This is a genomic window from Staphylococcus parequorum (assembly GCF_039237145.1).
GTDB lineage: Bacteria > Bacillota > Bacilli > Staphylococcales > Staphylococcaceae > Staphylococcus > Staphylococcus equorum_A.
On record NZ_CP150682.1, the window covers coordinates 1656341 to 1672614 of the forward strand.

Genomic DNA, 16274 nt, shown 5'->3' on the forward strand with positions numbered 1-16274 from the left:
TAGGAGCGTGTTAGCTATGGCTTATCAATCACACTATTTTACAGAAGTAAGAAATGCTCAAGCCAATTCATATTCACCATATAGTAATTTTAAAGTTGGTGCATATTTAAGAACGAAAGACGGTAAAGTTTATCATGGAGCAAATGTTGAAAACGCAGCATACTCAATGGCAATTTGTGCAGAGAGATCAAGTTTGGTTGCTGCAATATCAGATGGTTATAGACCAGGTGATTTTGAATCAATTACAGTTACTGTTGATGCAGATGCGCCATCTTCACCATGTGGTGAATGTCGTCAGGTGTTAAAAGAATTATGCGATGACGATATGCCAGTATATATGACTAATCATAAAGGCGATATGATAGAATCAACCGTAAATGACTTATTACCATTAGGATTTTCTGGAAAGGATTTAAATTAATGACAGGACATAAATCAGGATTTATATCAATTATAGGTAGACCCAATGTTGGGAAATCTACGTTTGTTAACCGTGTGATCGGACATAAGATAGCTATTATGTCTGATAAAGCACAAACTACAAGAAACAAAATTCAAGGCGTTATGACACAAGAAGATGCTCAAATCATTTTCTTAGATACACCTGGTATTCATAAACCGAAACATAAATTAGGCGACTACATGATGCGCGTCGCTACAAACACGTTATCTGAAATAGATGCTATTATGTTCATGGTAAATGTAAATGAAGATATAGGTCGTGGTGATGAGTATATTATGGATATGCTTAAAACGATTAAAACACCTGTCTTTTTAGTATTAAATAAAATTGATTTAGTACACCCAGATGAACTTATGCCAAGAATTGAAAAATACAAAAAATATATGGATTTCACTGAAATTGTACCAATTTCAGCACTGGAAGGCTTAAATGTAGATCATTTTATAAATGTAATAAAATCTTATCTACCAGAAGGACCTAAGTACTATCCAGATGATCAAATCTCTGATCATCCAGAACAATTTGTTGTAGGCGAGTTAATTCGTGAAAAGATTTTACATTTAACAAGTGAAGAAATCCCTCATGCCATTGGTGTAAACGTAGATCGCATGGTTAAAGAAGATGAAGACAGAGTTCGAATTGAAGCAACAATATTTGTTGAACGAGATTCACAAAAAGGTATTGTTATTGGTAAAGGCGGTAAAAAACTTAAAGAAGTTGGTAAACGTGCACGCCAAGATATCGAAATGTTACTAGGATCTAAAGTTTATTTAGAACTTTGGGTAAAAGTCCAAAAAGATTGGCGAAATAAAGTTAACTTCATCCGTCAAATGGGTTATTTAGAAGATCGAGATTAATTTGGGAGTCGGTGAGCTAATGTGTTAATCAAACAAAAAGGTATTATTATTAAAACGGTTGATTATGGCGAATCCGATAAAATTATCACAATTTTAAATGAGCATGGTGCAAAAGTACCACTAATGGTGCGAAGAGCTAAAAAAAGCAAAAGTGGTTTACAAGCTAATACACAGTTATTTGTGTATGGCTTATTTATTTATTCTAAATGGAAGGGTATGGGAACACTGAGTTCTGTCGATGTAATAGACCAAAATTACAACCTTCGTTTAGATATTTATGAAAGTAGCTTTGCCAGTTTAAGTGCAGAAACAATTGACCGCTCGATTGAAAGTGATGAAATTTCTCAATATAGCTATGATTTATTACATTTTGTATTGTCGAAAATTAAAGATGGTGTATCTGCCCAACTCATGTCAGTCATTGTTTTATTAAAATGTATGACAAAATTTGGCTTCAATGCAATTTTTGACAAGTGTGTAGTTACTGATAGTAATGATCAATCTCGTTTAATTGGTTATAGTTTTAAATTTGATGGTGCTATTTCTGCGAATGTGCGACATCAAGATCCACATGCACTCATTTTAATGAATAAAACACTTTATCTATTGGATATATTGCAAAAATTGCCGATTAGTCAAATGAGTTCTTTGAGTATTCATGATGATGTAGTAGATGAAATGTCAGAGTTAATGATTATGCTCTATAGCGAATATGCAGGTATGTTTTTTAAAAGTCAAAAGTTAATTAACCAACTACATAGATTAGATAGTAATCTGTAATTATCTATGTACGAGAAGAACGTAAATTTAAAAAAAGAGTACACCTTGAAAATAAATTTCAAGGTGTACTCTTTTTATATTAATAATATATGTTTTCAGCTGTTTGAATAGATGAAAAATGATGGAGTCAGCCGACAAAATTAAATTGTTGTAGCAAGATTTCGTCATGAGCCCAGCTTGGCAAAGTAGCTTGGAAATTTGAATACAAGTGCTGAAGCTTTTCCATAGGAACCAATTCTCTTCATAAATGAAGTTGTAGTTCTTTAAGATCTAGATATAAGCACATCTTCAATTCATTCAACCACTGCCAATATAAAAATTGAGGCTGAGACATGTATTATGTCTCAGCCTCATCACGTTATTAGCAATCTGCTAAATCACAGCTGTGTATTTTATTTAAAAATTAGAATTTTACTTTTTCAGTTAAGAAAGCTTCTAATTCTGAAATTGGCATACGTACTTGTTCCATTGAATCACGGTCACGTACTGTAACTTGTTGATCTTCTAATGAATCAAAGTCAAAAGTAATACAGTAAGGTGTGCCGATTTCATCTTGACGACGGTAGCGTTTACCAATAGATTGTGATTCATCGAAATCTATTGCAAAGTTAGCGCTTAGCTCTTCAAATATTTTGATAGCGTCGCCAGATAATTTTTTGCTTAATGGTAAGATAGCGGCTTTATATGGTGCTAGAGCAGGGTGGAAGTGTAATACAGTTCTAGAATCTTTACTTCCTTCAACGCCTTCCTCACTATATGCATCACATAAGAAAGCTAATGTAACACGATCAGCACCTAATGAAGGTTCGATACAATATGGAATATATTTTTCGCCTGATTCTTGATCGTGATATTGGAAATCTTCACCTGAATGTTCACTGTGTTGTTTCAAGTCGAAGTCTGTACGACTTGCGATTCCCCATAATTCACCCCAACCGAATGGGAAACGATATTCAATATCTGTTGTAGCATTAGAATAGTGAGATAATTCATCAGCGTCATGATCACGTAAACGTGTAGCTTCTTCGCTTAAATTTAAGTCTTTTAACCATTGACTTGCAAATGTTTTCCAGTAGTTATACCATTCAATTTCTTCACCAGGCTTACAGAAGAATTCTAATTCCATTTGTTCGAATTCACGTGTTCTGAATATGAAGTTACCAGGTGTAATTTCGTTACGGAATGATTTACCAACTTGACCAATACCAAATGGTAATTTTTTACGCATTGTACGTTGTACATTTTTATAGTTTACGAAAATACCTTGTGCAGTTTCTGGACGTAAGAAAATTTCATTTGTTGAACTTTCAGTTACGCCTTGGAACGTTTTAAACATTAAGTTGAATTGACGAATATCAGTCCAATTGGCTGTACCACTTACAGAACAAACAATACCTTCTTCATCGATAATACGTTTCATTTCGTCGAAACTTAAGCCATCAGCTACAAAGTTTTCATCACCTTTAACATTTGCCATATGATCTTCGATAATTTTGTCAGCACGATAACGAATCTTGCTGTCTTTGTTATCGATCATAGGATCGTTAAAGTTACCTAAGTGACCTGAAGCTTCCCAAGTTTTTGGGTTCATTAAAATAGCTGCATCAATACCAACGTTATATGGTGATTGAGTGATGAATTTTTGCCACCAAGCTTTTTTAATATTATTTTTTAATTCTACTCCTAGTGGACCGTAATCCCATGTATTTGATAAACCACCATAAATATCACTACCAGGGAATACAAAACCTCTATGTTTTGCTAATGAGACAATTGTTTCCATATCTTTTGTCATAAAAAACACTCCTTTTTAACATAAAAACGCCCCAAGACAAAGAAAAAGCCAAAAAAACTTAATCATTGTCTTGGGACGAGTTAATCATTTTTAATCACATATAAAATATACATGTTTATTTAAATTATTCTTGATAACCCGCGGTTCCACCCAACTTAGTGTGTACACTCGCTTTTATCTATCATTTAATTGTGGCCAATGAGTCTTGTTAGGCTTTCACTGTCCCCAACTCGCTTTAATTTTAATATTAATGTATTGTGCGTTTATTAGCAAGTAATTATATGTATTTGTAGCAATTAAAAATTCCATGTATAATTAAGAAGAATGAGTGAAGGGGTGAAGTACAATAGAACTAAGTAAAAGACAACAGCAAATAGTTGAAATTGTCAAAAACAACGGTCCTATAACTGGTGAGCATATAGCAGAAAGACTTAGTTTGACACGTGCAACATTAAGACCTGACTTAGCCATTTTAACAATGTCCGGTATTTTAGAAGCTAGACCACGTGTAGGTTATTATTATTCTGGTAAGCCAAAGAATAAATTACTAGCTGATCAATTAAAACAATATATAGTGAAAGATTATGCATCGCATCCTGTTGTGGTTAAAAATGAGATGTCAGTTTATGATGCAATATGTACAATATTTTTAGAAGATGTCAGTACGTTATTCGTAATCAATAGTAATGGAGATTTTATTGGTGTTTGTTCGCGTAAGGATTTACTACGAGCATCTATGATTGGTGAAGATATACACACAATGCCTGTAAATATTATTATGACACGCATGCCGAACTTAAGCTTTATTCTTGAAGATGAAAGAGTCGTTTTTGCAGCCAATTTAATGATTGAAAAAGAAATTGATTCACTACCCATCGTAATCAAAAAAGAAAATGGCAAATATGAAGTCAAAGGACGTATATCAAAAACTACAATTACAAAAATCTTTGTATCATTATTAAACGAATAGGTGGTATTTAACTTATGGAAAATATAAAAATTATAGTCGCATCGGACTCGGTAGGAGAAACAGCTGAGCTTGTGGCAAGAGCATGTATTTCACAATTTAATCCAAATCAATGCGATAGTGAAATTAATAGATATCCGTATATTGAAACTTTAGAAAATGTAGATGAAGTTATCCAAGTAGCTAAAGATACAGAAGCTATTGTTGTCTATACACTAGTTAAACCTGAAATAAGAAAATATATGGAATCAAAAATCAAAGAGGATGCAATCAAATCCGTAGATATTATGGGTCCGCTCATGAATATCCTCTTAGACAAAATTGATGAACAGCCTTATTTTGAACCAGGGCTAGTACATCAATTAGATGAGGCATATTTCAAAAAAATTGATGCAATTGAATTTGCTGTAAAATACGATGATGGCAAAGATCCTAAGGGACTAACAAAAGCAGATATCGTGCTATTAGGAATCTCTAGAACTTCAAAAACCCCACTATCACAATATCTTGCACACAAAAGTTACAAGGTGATGAATATACCTATTGTCCCAGAAGTAACACCACCGGATGATTTGTTTAACGTTGATCCATCAAAATGCATTGCTTTAAAAATAAGTGAAGAAAAACTAAACCGTATTCGTAAAGAACGTTTAAAACAACTCGGTTTAGGTGACAGTGCAAGATATGCGACTGAGCAGCGTATTGAAGAAGAATTAAATTACTTTCATGAACTCGTGGATAAGATAGGTTGTCCAGTTATTGATGTTTCTGATAAAGCGATAGAAGAAACTGCAAATGATATTATTAGCATTATTGAGCAAAATAGTTTCAAAAACCAATGAAAAAAGCTATAATATTGTAATTAATGTCTAATAGGTGATTAAGTTGCGAATAGAACAATCAACAATAAATGAAATAAAAGATAAGACTGACATACTCGACTTAGTAAGCGAGTATGTCAAATTAGAAAAAAAGGGACGCAATTATATTGGTTTGTGTCCTTTTCATGATGAAAAAACACCGTCATTTACAGTGTCAGAAGACAAACAAATTTGTCATTGCTTTGGTTGTAAAAAAGGTGGCAATGTTTTTCAATTTACTCAAGAAATAAAAGATATTTCTTTTACAGAAGCAGTAAAAGAATTAGGTGAACGTGTGAATATTGAAGTTGAAACTGACCAAAGTGCTTCAGGGCAAGATGATAAACATCAGGTTGCATCAGAAGATTTACAAATGATTGAAATGCATGAACTGATGCAAGAATATTATCACTATGCATTGAAGAAAACAGTAGAAGGTGAAGCAGCTTTAACTTATTTAAAAGAACGTGGATTTACAGATGCATTAATTGATGCAAGAAAAATTGGCTATGCACCAAAGAATTCTCACTTTTGTCATGATTTTTTACAAAAAAAAGGTTACGACATTCAATTAGCCTATGAAGCGGGTTTATTGTCTAGAAATGAAGAGAATTTTAGTTATTATGATCGCTTTCGAGATCGAGTTATGTTTCCACTGATGAACGCTCAAGGTAGAACAGTGGGTTATTCCGGTAGAACATATACGAATCAAGAGCCAAAGTATCTTAATAGTCCTGAAACGCCCATCTTCCAGAAACGAAGGTTGTTATACAATGTTGATAAGGCGCGAAAATCGATACGCAAAAATGATGAAATTATCTTATTAGAAGGATTTATGGATGTCATTAAAGTTGACCAAGCTGGAATCAAACAAGTCGTTGCTAGCATGGGTACACAAATTTCACAAGAACATATTGCTTTCATTAAGAAACTCACATCTAATGTAACGTTAATGTTTGATGGTGACTTTGCAGGTAGTGAAGCAACATTGAAATCAGGTCAAGCGTTATTGGAACAAGGATTTAATGTATTTGTGGTACAACTTCCAAAAGATATGGATCCAGATGAATATATTGGAAAACACGGCGCTGATGCATTTAACTATTATGTAGAACATGAAAAGAAATCATATATTTTATATAAAGTGCATATACATCAAGATGAAATAGACAATAATGATTTATCATATGAAAGATATTTAAAAGAGATAACAAATGATATATCACTCATGAAGTCATCAATACTTCGTAAAAAGATATTGCAAGAAGTATCGGAATTGTTTAAAGTTAGCTTGGATAGTCTAAATAATGAAGTAGGACACCAACAAGATTATTATCAACCTCAAGCTTACCAATTACCAACAGTCCCACAATTTAATAACTTAAACAAAAACGAAAAAGCAGAACGTGCTTTATTGAAACATTTTATGAATGATAAAGACACTTTCTTGAATTATCACAAATTACTTCAAGTAGAAGACTTTACAAATGAGTATTTTAAGCGTATATTTAATGTTTTACACCAGTTTTACTCTGAGCATGATACATTTAATATTAGTGACGTTTTACAGTACATTGATTCCAATGAAATCAAGGAAGCATTTATATCATTAGATAACTATATGATAAATGAAGAACCATTTGAATATGAAATTGATGACTATGTAAATACACTAACATCTAATAGAAATGAAGAAACGATAGAATCGCTTAATCATAAGCTACGGGAGGCTTCGAGGTTAGGTGATTTAGAATTGCAAAAATATTATTTAGAAAAAATTGTAAATCATAATAAAAATAGGATGAATTAATTCAATAATGAATGTATGTGTATATTAATAGGATTAACAGCCTGTATACTAGAATGTTATTTTAATTCAGTTTTATAAATTTTGACTATAAAATATTTTGGTATCAAGTTGATATTATATATTCGGGAGGCCTTTTCATGTCTGGAAATAAAGTTAAAGTTAAAAAACAAACCATCGACCCATCTCTAACTTTAGAAGATGTAAAAAAACAATTGATTGAAAAAGGTAAAAAGCAAGGACACTTGAGTCATGAAGAAATTGCTGAAAAAATGCAAAACTTCGAAATGGATTCTGATCAAATGGACGAACTTTTTGACCAATTAACAGATAACGACATAAGTTTAGTTAATGAAAAAGATAGTTCAGACAAAGATTCAAAATTAAATCCAAATGATTTAAGTGCACCTCCAGGTGTGAAAATAAATGATCCAGTCCGTATGTATTTAAAAGAAATCGGACGCGTAAATTTATTAAACGCACAAGAAGAAGTTGAATTGGCTAAAAGAATTGAAAAAGGCGATGAAATTGCTAAATCACGTTTAGCTGAAGCGAATTTACGTCTTGTAGTCAGTATAGCCAAAAGATACGTAGGACGCGGTATGCTGTTCCTTGACCTGATACAAGAAGGTAATATGGGACTTATTAAAGCCGTGGAAAAATTCGATTTCAATAAAGGTTTCAAATTCTCCACATATGCAACGTGGTGGATACGTCAAGCTATCACGCGTGCGATTGCTGACCAAGCACGTACGATTCGTATACCTGTTCACATGGTTGAAACAATTAATAAATTAATCCGTGTACAAAGACAATTATTACAAGATTTAGGCCGTGATCCAGCACCAGAAGAAATTGGTGAAGAAATGGATTTACCACCTGAAAAAGTAAGAGAAATACTGAAAATAGCTCAAGAGCCAGTTTCTTTAGAAACACCAATTGGTGAAGAAGATGATAGTCATTTAGGCGACTTCATAGAAGACCAAGAAGCCCAAAGCCCTTCAGATCATGCAGCTTATGAGTTGTTAAAAGAACAGTTAGAAGATGTATTAGATACACTAACTGACCGTGAAGAAAATGTATTACGCTTACGTTTTGGATTAGATGACGGTAGAACTCGTACATTAGAAGAAGTTGGTAAAGTGTTTGGTGTAACTAGAGAACGAATTCGTCAAATCGAAGCTAAGGCACTTAGAAAATTAAGACACCCAAGCAGAAGTAAACGTCTAAAAGACTTTATGGACTAACTTTTTAGCTCTTTTGTACAATGATGTACAAAAGAGCTTTTTACATATACATAGAGGAGAACTTTTTATGATTCCATTAAATCAAAGATTAAAAAAAGTAAGTACTTATATACAAGGCGATTGTCTAGCGGACATCGGTTCGGACCATGCATATTTACCAATTTTTGCAATTGAAAACAACTTAACGCAAAAGGCAATTGCTGGTGAAGTGATCAAAGGACCGTTTGAAGCATCGAAGCGCAATGTCATTGAACAACAACTACATTCTTTTATTGACGTTAGACTCGGTGACGGTTTATCTGTCATACAAAAGAGTGACGATATTTCATCGATTACGATTTGTGGTATGGGCGGGCCTTTAATTGCTAAAATACTAGATGAAGGTTCTGAAAAATTAACAAATCAACCGAGATTGATTTTGCAAAGCAACATCCAATCTAGTGCCATACGAAAACAACTTGTGAAGATGAATTACAGTATTATAGCTGAGGATATATTAGAAGAAAAAGGTCATATATATGAAATTATTGTTGCAGATTATTTAGAAAGTGTTGAACCTTTATCATCACAAGCATTAAAATTTGGCCCTGAATTATTGAAAAATAAAAACAATTTGTTTTTCAAAAAATGGGAACGCGAACGAGATGCATTATATAAAATACAACAGAATTTAAATCCACAACAGCACGCCGAACGCTTAAATGAAATCAATAATGAAATTAATTTAATCAATGAGGTGATATAAATGAACGTTGAACAATTTCTTCACATTATTAATCAGCATGTACCATTGAATACGGCAGAATCATGGGATAACGTAGGCTTACTTATTGGTGATACATCTTCTACAGTTACAGGGGTTCTGACTGCGCTTGACTGTACTGATGATGTAGTTGAGGAAGCAATGACGAATCAATGTAATACAATAGTTTGTCATCACCCGCTAATATTTAAAGGGGTTAAAAACATTACACAGCAAGATGGCTATGGAGCTATCATAAGGAAGTTAATTCAAAATAATATTAACCTTATCGCCTTGCATACAAATTTAGACGTTTATCCAAAAGGTGTTAATGCGATGCTGGCTAATAAAATCGAATTACACAATCAACATATTCTAAATCCAGAAACAATTCCATATTTTAAAGTCCAAGTGTTTATTCCAAAAGTAAATTTAGAAACTTTCAAAAAACGTCTGAGTGAAGCAGGTTTAGCACAAGAAGGCGAATATGAATATTGCTTCTTTGAAAGCCCTGGTAACGGACAATTTAAACCTGTAGGTCATGCAAATCCACATATTGGTGAATTAGGATCTGTGGAACATGTTGAAGAGTATAAATTAGAATTTATGATTGAAGCCAATCAACGCGTTTTAGCACAACAATTAATCACACAACATCATCCATATGAAACACCCGTTTATGATTTTATAAAAATGGAAAAAGAAGCAAATTATGGTTTAGGTATGATCGGTGAACTTAAAGCATCTATGTCAGCAGAATCATTTGTGAAGCACGTTAAAACACAATTGCAAATGCCTAGTGTCCGATTTACTGGTGACAAAAACGCACAGATCAAAACAGTTGCTGTTATTGGTGGTTCTGGTATTGGTTTTGAGTATACTGCAGCTAAAAAAGGTGCAGATATATTTGTGACTGGAGATATTAAACATCATGATGCTTTAGACGCTAAAATTGCAGGTGTTAATTTATTAGATATTAACCATTATAGTGAATATGTGATGAAAGATGGATTGCGTCAACTTTTAATAACATGGTTAAACGACGAAGAATTTAATTTTAATATAAACGCATCCCAATTAAATACAGATCCATTTGAATATATATAATACGTGAATGACTCGAATTTACTTATGACAGGTAGGTTCGAGTTATTATTATGTACAATGAATGAATAACATATGCAATATGATTAAATAATTTAGTTCAAAATTATAAGCTAATGCTTTATAATAGATAAGATGAAGATTTAAGGAGGCCAAGACATGGCGAATCACCCATTTGAGAAATTTAATTTAGAACCAAGTCTATTAGACGCTGTGAAGGATTTGAATTTTACTCAACCAACTGAAATACAAAGTAGAGTAATACCAAAAATAATGAAACAGGTAAATTTAATAGGTCAATCACAGACTGGTACAGGAAAATCACATGCATTTTTATTACCATTAATGAATTCAATCAATACAGAATATAAAGAACCACAAGCAATTATCGTAGCCCCTACAAGAGAGCTAGCACAACAATTATTTGATGTAGCTAGTCACTTAGCCAAATTTAAAAATGAAGTCTCTGTAAAGCTATTTATTGGTGGTACAGATATAGAAAAAGACCGTAATCGAGCAAAAAACCAACCACAACTTATTATTGGTACACCAACACGTATAAATGATTTAGCTAAAAATGGGGATTTACATGTTCATTTAGCTTCTTATTTGGTTATTGATGAAGCAGATTTAATGATTGATTTAGGTTTAATTGAAGAAGTAGATTATGTGGCTACAAGATTAGATGAAAATGCGCATATTGCAGTTTTCAGTGCCACTATACCAAAATCACTGCACCCATTTTTAAACAAATACCTAGAAAATCCCGAGTATGTCGAAATCGAAAATACTCAGAAAAATAAAAAGAATATAGAATTCTATTTAATTCCAACAAAAGGTGAAGCGAAAGTTGAAAAAACTTTAAAGCTAATTGATATTTTAAATCCTTATCTATGTATTATTTTTTGTAATAGTCGTGATAGTGCGGACGAATTAGCAAAACAATTAGCTGCGTCTGGTTTGAAATTAGGTATGATTCACGGTGGATTAACACCGAGAGAACGTAAACAACAAATGAAACGTGTTAGAAACTTAGAATTCCAATTTGTTATTGCGAGTGACTTAGCTTCACGTGGTATAGACATTGACGGCGTGAGCCATGTAATTAACTTTGATGTACCAAGAGATATTGATTTCTTTACTCACCGTGTTGGACGTACTGGACGTGGCCAATATAAAGGTGTCGCAATTACATTATACAGCCCAGATGAAGAAGAAAATGTTACTTTGATTGAACAACGTGGCTATGAATTTGAAAATGTTGACATCAAAGATGGTGAATTAAAAGCAGTAAAAGCCCATAATACCCGTCGAAAACGCAGAAATAAAGATGATCACTTAACAAACGAATTAAAACATAAAGTAAAAAGTAATAAGAAAAAAGTTAAACCTGGTTATAAAAAGAAATTCAAACGTGATTTAGATGATTTAAAACTTAAAGAACGTAAACAATTTAGTAAACAACAAAGTCGACAACAGAGGAAAAATAAAAAAGGATAGGTGACTACTATGTTATTGGGATCTCATGTATCTATGAATGGTAAAAAAATGTTAGAAGGTTCAGCAGAAGAAGCACATAAATTGGGCGAATCAACTTTTATGATTTACACAGGTGCGCCTCAAAATACTAGAAGAAAACCCATCGAAGAATTAAATATTGAAAAAGGGCATGAAATTATGGAGCAACATGGTCTTTCAAATATTGTTGTTCATGCACCATATATTATTAATATAGCTAATACTATAAAACCACATGTTTTTGACTTAGGTGTGGAATTCTTACAAAGTGAAATTGAACGTACACAAGCGCTAGGTGCAAAAGATATCGTACTTCACCCTGGATCACATGTAGGTGAAGGCGCTGATGTAGGTATTAAAAAAATCATTGAAGGCCTTAACGAAGTGCTAACTAATGACAATAATGTAAGAATTGCTTTGGAAACAATGGCTGGTAAGGGTTCAGAAGTTGGAAGAAATTTTGAAGAAATAGCTCGAATTATCGATGGTGTTAATCATAATGAAAGATTATCAGTGTGTTTTGACACGTGCCATACGCACGATGCAGGTTACAATGTTAAAGAAGATTTTGATGGCGTATTAAACGAATTTGATAAAATCGTTGGTGTGGATAGAATTAAAGTTGTACATGTGAATGATAGTAAAAACGATATTGGTGCTCATAAAGATAGACACGAAAACATTGGCTTTGGTTATATCGGCTTTGACGCTTTAAATTATATCGTTCATCATGATGCCTTTAAAGATGTACCTAAGATTTTAGAAACGCCTTTCGTAGGTGAAGACAAAAAAAGTAAAAAGCCACCCTACAAACTAGAAATTGAAATGTTGAAACAACAACAATTTGATCCTGAATTACAAAACAAACTTTTAAATCAATAAAATAAATATAAAACACGAACACTTTCATTTAACAAAAGTGTTCGTGTTTTTTGATAAGTCGTAAAGATTACTATTTACATAATGACATCTACGTTGTATAGTATAAAACGAGGTGAAAACATGTCTACGCCAGTATTCGAATTAAAAAATATTGATTATTATTTTGACAATAAACAAGTACTAGAAAATATAAATATTAAAATTAATCGCGGAGAGTTTCTAGCAATTGTCGGCCCAAATGGAGCAGGGAAATCAACTTTGCTAAAAATTATACTCGGATTATTACCTATACAAAAGGGACAAATTTATGTTGATGGTAAAGATTACAATGGTAAACAGTCTATGCTTAAAATCAGTTATGTTTCCCAGAAAGCACAAGCTTTTAAAGCCGGATTCCCAGCGAGCGTTAAAGAAGTCGTAATTAGTGGTCTGACTAAACGTAAAAAATTACTGCAATGGTTTAATAAAACTGATGAAAGCAAAGTGAAAGAAGTATTGAAAAGGCTGAATATAGAACACTTGATAGATAAAAACATAGCTGAACTCTCAGGAGGACAACAGCAACGTGTATTAATAGCTAGAGCCTTAATTAGCGAGCCATCGGTATTGATTTTAGATGAACCTACAAGTGGTATCGATGCCAAACATGTAAGTGAGTTTTATGAAACACTAGAGACCCTTAAACATGAAGGTGTAACAATCATTTTAGTAACTCATGATATTGGTGTTGTTGCTGATACAGCTACCGAAGTAGCGTGTCTGAATAAACATTTACATTTTCACGGTTCTACTGAAGATTTCAAATCGTTGGATGAAGTTGAAATATCGAAAATATATGGACACCCTATTCAATTTGTAGATCACCAGCATAGTAGGGAGTGTTGTTCATCATGATAGAAGCATTACTTAATTTTGATTTCATGCGGTACTCCTTAATTAGCGGTGTGCTTATTGGTCTTATTGCACCATTAATCGGTGCTTTTATTGTTGTACGCAGGTTATCACTTATTGCTGATGCATTAAGTCACGTCACTTTAGGTGGTATTTCATTTGGCATGTTTGTCGTTACAATTATGCCAACTTTAGCATTTATAAATTCTATGTGGTTTGGTATTCTTTTTGCTATTATAGGAGCACTATTAATTGAAAATCTTAGAACTTCTTACAGTAATTATCAAGAGATTGCGATTCCTATTATTATGAGTGCAGGTATAGCACTGAGTGCTATTTTTATTTCTCTTGCGGATGGTTTTAATCAAGAGATTGTTGGTTTACTCTTTGGTTCAATTAGTGCAGTAACTGAAAGTGATTTAATTACTATTATTGCTATTGTAATTATTGTAATTGTCTTTATATTATCCTTTTATAAAGAATTATTTATATTGTCATTTGATGAGGAATACAGTAAAGTCATCGGCATTCCTAATTGGATACAATACCTATTTATTATTATTGTAGCTATGGTCATATCAGCTTCTATGCGTGTTGTAGGCATCTTATTGGTAAGTGCATTAATCACACTACCTGTAGCTATTGCTATGCGCACGACGAAAGGTTTCAAGCAGTTAATCATCCTAAGTGTTGTTATTGGAGAACTGTCAGTTATCGGTGGATTAGTTTTAGCGTTTTATATGAACATTTCTCCTGGTGGTGTGATTGTAGTATTACTTGTACTTATCCTTGCAATAACGATGATGTACCAAAAATTTAAAATAAGAATGGTAAAAGGGGCTGTTAAAAATGAAAACTGAGGAAGCCATTGATATAATCAAAGCAAACGGTCATAAATATACAAATAAAAGACGAGAAATGGTAGATATCTTCGTTGCAGAAGATAAATATATTAATGCAAAGCATATTCAACAAAAAATGGATGAAAATTATCCTGGCATTTCTTTTGATACCATATATCGAAACTTACATCTTTTTAAAGATTTAGGCATTGTAGAAGGTACAGAACTTGATGGAGAGATGAAATTTAGAATTGCTTGTACAGATCACCACCACCACCATTTTATTTGCGAATCATGTGGTGACACTAAAGTGATAGATTTTTGCCCAATTGAACAAATTAAAGCTTTTCTACCACAAGTAAATATTCGTACACATAAATTAGAAGTTTACGGTGTTTGTGAACTTTGTCAAAAAGCTTAAGTTGTTTAAACTAAGCGCAGAATATAAAAATTGAGCCGACGTTAATAAAGACGTTTGGCTTATTTTTTAAGTTTTAAATAAATATGATAAGTTGATTTATAATGGCCGTAACGGTCTCTATATTGAATTAACATCATTTATGTACTAGGTAAACGAGCATAATAGCACAGCGTACAAAAAAACATTATTCTATAACTTGTAAAACATCACAAAATAATTCTTTCTACTAAAAATGAGTTGATTAAACATAGGCCGTTAGTATGAATTAAATTGAATTTTTAAAATAGTTCGTCAAAGATGTTTAAATAGGTCTGATTTGAGATATACTAATAAAGGAACTAAAGATGACAAATAGTATTTTATGACTATATGTATTGCTTTCACAAGCATATTAATTGTTGTCATTAATATAACTTGTTATGCTTTATTTAAGATTAATTAGGAGGATGATTATTTATGGCTTTTGAATTACCAAACTTACCTTATGGTTTTGATGCATTGGAACCACACATTGATCAACAAACAATGGAGATTCACCATGACAAACACCATAACACTTATGTAACTAAATTAAACGCTGCAGTTGAAGGAACTGATTTAGAATCTAAATCAATCGAAGAAATTGTTGCAAACTTAGACAGTGTACCAGAAAACATTCAAACAGCTGTTCGTAATAATGGTGGAGGACACTTAAACCATTCATTATTCTGGGAATTATTAACTCCAAACTCTGAAGAAAAAGGTACTGTTGTTGATAAAATTAAAGAACAATGGGGTTCTTTAGATGCATTCAAAGAAGAGTTTGCTAACCAAGCTGCAGCACGTTTCGGTTCAGGTTGGGCATGGCTAGTTGTAAACGATGGCAAATTAGAAATCGTTACTACGCCTAACCAAGACAACCCATTAACTGAAGGTAAAACACCTATCCTAGGCTTAGATGTTTGGGAACATGCTTATTACCTTAAATACCAAAACAAACGTCCAGACTATATTAGTGCATTCTGGAACGTTGTAAATTGGGAAAAAGTTGACGAATTATATAACGCTGCTAAATAATTAAGCAGGCGATTATGACGGCCTTTTCAAAGGTCGTCATTT

The 16274-nt window shown here is 32.7% G+C and carries 16 protein-coding genes; 15 read left to right on the forward strand and 1 reads right to left on the reverse strand.

What is annotated here, in order from left to right; genetic code table 11:
- Positions 1–16: 16 nt before the first annotated feature.
- From cdd to recO, 3 genes are read left to right on the forward strand one after another with little or no spacing between them, the layout of a single operon-like run.
- Entirely contained in the window at positions 17–421 is a 405-nt protein-coding gene (gene cdd / locus AAA453_RS08020) for a cytidine deaminase (RefSeq protein ID WP_069815490.1), read from the forward strand.
- Entirely contained in the window at positions 421–1320 is a 900-nt protein-coding gene (gene era, locus AAA453_RS08025) for a GTPase Era (protein ID WP_002507481.1), read from the forward strand. The genes cdd and era overlap by 1 nt, the downstream gene beginning before the upstream one ends.
- A gap of 21 nt (positions 1321–1341) precedes the next feature.
- Positions 1342–2100: a DNA repair protein RecO gene (recO, locus tag AAA453_RS08030; protein WP_427704346.1), complete on the forward strand. Its 759-nt coding sequence runs from the start codon at positions 1342–1344 to the stop codon at positions 2098–2100.
- Between the two features lie 403 nt (positions 2101–2503).
- Here the strand turns inward: recO and AAA453_RS08035 are convergent, their stop codons facing one another.
- Positions 2504–3895 (reverse strand): glycine--tRNA ligase, encoded by a 1392-nt coding sequence (locus AAA453_RS08035; protein WP_046465446.1) that lies wholly within the window; start codon positions 3893–3895, stop codon positions 2504–2506.
- A gap of 346 nt (positions 3896–4241) precedes the next feature.
- On the opposite strand from AAA453_RS08035, the gene AAA453_RS08040 reads away from it, so the two are divergent.
- The 12 genes from AAA453_RS08040 (at position 4242) to AAA453_RS08095 (ending at position 16232) form a co-directional block, all read left to right on the forward strand.
- Entirely contained in the window at positions 4242–4865 is a 624-nt protein-coding gene (locus AAA453_RS08040; RefSeq protein ID WP_080947906.1) for a helix-turn-helix transcriptional regulator, read from the forward strand.
- 14 nt (positions 4866–4879) lie between these two features.
- Positions 4880–5704 (forward strand): pyruvate, water dikinase regulatory protein, encoded by an 825-nt coding sequence (locus AAA453_RS08045; protein ID WP_046465445.1) that lies wholly within the window; start codon positions 4880–4882, stop codon positions 5702–5704.
- A 43-nt stretch (positions 5705–5747) separates the two neighbouring features.
- Positions 5748–7532: a DNA primase gene (gene dnaG / locus AAA453_RS08050; protein ID WP_427704347.1), complete on the forward strand. Its 1785-nt coding sequence runs from the start codon at positions 5748–5750 to the stop codon at positions 7530–7532.
- A gap of 137 nt (positions 7533–7669) precedes the next feature.
- Positions 7670–8776, forward strand: a complete 1107-nt coding sequence (rpoD, locus tag AAA453_RS08055; protein ID WP_046465443.1) for an RNA polymerase sigma factor RpoD — start codon at positions 7670–7672, stop codon at positions 8774–8776.
- A gap of 67 nt (positions 8777–8843) precedes the next feature.
- Positions 8844–9521: a tRNA (adenine(22)-N(1))-methyltransferase gene (locus AAA453_RS08060; RefSeq protein WP_427704349.1), complete on the forward strand. Its 678-nt coding sequence runs from the start codon at positions 8844–8846 to the stop codon at positions 9519–9521.
- Positions 9522–10625 carry a Nif3-like dinuclear metal center hexameric protein gene (locus AAA453_RS08065; protein ID WP_427704351.1) on the forward strand — a complete coding sequence of 368 codons (1104 nt, stop codon included), beginning with the start codon at positions 9522–9524 and terminating at the stop codon, positions 10623–10625.
- Positions 10626–10781: 156 nt separating this feature from the next.
- A complete protein-coding gene (locus AAA453_RS08070) occupies positions 10782–12122 on the forward strand; it encodes a DEAD/DEAH box helicase (RefSeq protein WP_069815502.1) in 1341 nt (446 codons plus the stop codon).
- Positions 12123–12131: 9 nt separating this feature from the next.
- Positions 12132–13022 carry a deoxyribonuclease IV gene (locus AAA453_RS08075; protein WP_046465439.1) on the forward strand — a complete coding sequence of 297 codons (891 nt, stop codon included), beginning with the start codon at positions 12132–12134 and terminating at the stop codon, positions 13020–13022.
- A gap of 120 nt (positions 13023–13142) precedes the next feature.
- Entirely contained in the window at positions 13143–13916 is a 774-nt protein-coding gene (locus tag AAA453_RS08080; RefSeq protein ID WP_285323251.1) for a metal ABC transporter ATP-binding protein, read from the forward strand.
- Positions 13913–14773, forward strand: a complete 861-nt coding sequence (locus AAA453_RS08085) for a metal ABC transporter permease (RefSeq protein ID WP_046465437.1) — start codon at positions 13913–13915, stop codon at positions 14771–14773. The genes AAA453_RS08080 and AAA453_RS08085 overlap by 4 nt, the downstream gene beginning before the upstream one ends.
- Positions 14763–15176 carry a Fur family transcriptional regulator gene (locus tag AAA453_RS08090; RefSeq protein WP_427704353.1) on the forward strand — a complete coding sequence of 138 codons (414 nt, stop codon included), beginning with the start codon at positions 14763–14765 and terminating at the stop codon, positions 15174–15176. Before AAA453_RS08085 ends, AAA453_RS08090 begins: the two co-directional genes overlap by 11 nt.
- A gap of 456 nt (positions 15177–15632) precedes the next feature.
- Positions 15633–16232 carry a superoxide dismutase gene (locus tag AAA453_RS08095; protein WP_046465435.1) on the forward strand — a complete coding sequence of 200 codons (600 nt, stop codon included), beginning with the start codon at positions 15633–15635 and terminating at the stop codon, positions 16230–16232.
- The last annotated feature ends 42 nt before the right edge of the window (positions 16233–16274 follow it).